This is a genomic window from Flavobacteriales bacterium, assembly GCA_013214975.1.
In the GTDB taxonomy this organism is placed as follows: domain Bacteria; phylum Bacteroidota; class Bacteroidia; order DT-38; family DT-38; genus DT-38.
This window is the reverse complement of record JABSPR010000280.1, coordinates 1-2,090: the sequence shown is the minus strand read 5'-3', so window position 1 is coordinate 2,090 and position 2,090 is coordinate 1. Positions and strand designations below refer to the sequence as shown.

General features: G+C 32.9%; 2 protein-coding genes. Both read right to left on the bottom strand.

Features of this window, described 5'->3' with window-relative positions; translation table 11 throughout:
- Nucleotides 1–217: 217 nt before the first annotated feature.
- Nucleotides 218–1,129, bottom strand: coding sequence for a T9SS type A sorting domain-containing protein (locus HRT72_09065; GenBank protein ID NQY67856.1), 912 nt, complete (start codon nt 1,127–1,129; stop codon nt 218–220).
- Between the two features lie 508 nt (nt 1,130–1,637).
- Nucleotides 1,638–2,090 (bottom strand): T9SS type A sorting domain-containing protein (locus tag HRT72_09060; GenBank protein NQY67855.1); only part of this gene is annotated, 453 nt, incomplete at its 5' end.

Sequence of the window (2,090 nt, the reverse complement as noted above, 5' to 3'; positions counted from 1 at the left end):
TAACAGAAAAGTAGAAAGCTATTATAATCTGTAAAACAATTTTTAACCCTCCTGTAGCGCTCTGTTACAGAATCAATTACCGATAATAAGGAGTGGTGATGAAGATATAGTTGAAAATGTGAAACAGATTTTATATGGTTATATATAAAATAACCATTTTGATTACAGCTACTGATAGGATATTCCAAAGTAAAATGGATAATGAACATGTGGGTAATTACTTCTTAATAATCCTGAAAACTTCAGAATGATTTGGGAAATCAATTTTGAGAAAATAAATACCAGAAACATTATTAATTAATATTCTATGTATACCGGTGGCACTGAAAGCATTTTGATATACTTCTGCACCGCTCGTATTAAATATTTTAACATTTGCCTCTTGTTGTTCCCCAAAATCGATTAATAGATGTCCTTGAGATGGGTTTGGATAAACTTTGGCGAACTGAATTTTGGTATCCAGGTCATTTATACTAACGTAAAATGGCTCGTAACAAGAGGAACTAGGTGAGTATATACTTGAATATGTTTGTGTATCATTCTCATGAAAGCATAATAGTTCATAAGAACTGTCATCAGTCAGATTACGATTAAATGTTCCTCCACTAAATATTCCAATTGTACTTCCAATACCTTCAATCCAATATTCGAAGAAGTTACCATTTTCTTGATGGTCTCCTAATAGGGATACTTTAATCCGCTTTCTATAAGTTGTATTTATCAAGATTGAATCCTTTCCCAATACTACAATATCCTTAGGATAAGAAATTGATCTAGAAGCGATTTCGAATGGAAATACTGTAATTGTGTCTATAATATTTACTTGAAAATCGTAAAGTAAAAGGGGATTTATTGAGTCATGTCTTATGCCCCATATTTTTTTATTTCCATCTTCACGAAGAGCAGCATAATAATATGAATTTTCTATATCAAACGTAGAGTCTTCTAAAGTCCTGAAGTACTTTTTGTATTCAACTCCTCCAATTATGGTATCTCCAGAAACGTAGAATTTGTCGGTATTAACAGACCAAACAGCATTCGAGTCTGGGAATGGAACATACTCTTGTGCTTTTCCTAGAAAAAAGAGAAGTGAAAGAAGTGTTGTAAGTATAAATTTTATTTTCATCATATATAATATCCCATGTGAGAGGGTGCACCCTAGCTTATCGGTAGAATTGATCTTTTTATTTTAAGCAAAAGCGATACCAGCTCTTAATACTTTTCTGTGAAATTGGTATTAAGTTAAGTCTCGCTTCAGTCTTTATTTCATTATGTATAATTCTCATATACAAGTGGTTAGGCCATCTTTCTTGCTTTTCTTTCTATTCTCGAGATAAATTTTCATTGATGTTTTCATATTCTATTTTGTTAATTAATGTTTCGGCGAAAAAATGAATTTTGGCGAAAAATTAGCGGAACAAAAAGACGACATCGACCGAAATAGGGTGGTACCACCTGAACATAAAGAACCCCACAGTTTATAGTAAACCGTAGGGTTCTGAAACAATTTGAATTTGTTTCTGTGAACAGAATAGGACAGCTTTCGAACCAATTACTTGATGGTTTGAAGCTTTTGTGGGATTTAAAAGGATCCTTAGTGTTTCCTCACCAAGTACAATGTGACATTAGAGTTTAAACTACTTCTCCAATATTATTTTCTGAGCGTAAACTCCATTTTCAGAGAATATCTTAATGAAATATATTCCATCTGGATTTCTAGACAGGTTTATTATACGCCCTTTGAGAAATTTATAAACACTGAGTAAAGTACCTATATTAGTATAAACTTCTATCCGACTGTATTTGACTCCTTCTGGGAGATGAAAAATCCCTTCACTTGGATTAGGGTAAATAAATTGTTTGATAGTCGCACCTTTATTTTCAATTCCAACTAGCGATTTGTGGTATTTAGCAATCATAATTCCTCTATAAGCGTACACGGAACTATTTCCAATTCCGACGTCTAATGAATCCTCCAAAATATATGATGTAGTAAATAAAGTTGAAGAGTCACCCAACGCCACAGATGAATTACCTCCTTGTGATCCTTTTCCATTATACGTATTGGCCCACAAGATATTCCCATCGGT

Bases quoted from the DNA above. Each gene is read 5' to 3' on its own strand.
- HRT72_09065 (NQY67856.1), bottom strand. From the start codon at position 1,129: ATGATGAAAATAAAATTTATACTTACAACACTTCTTTCACTTCTCTTT.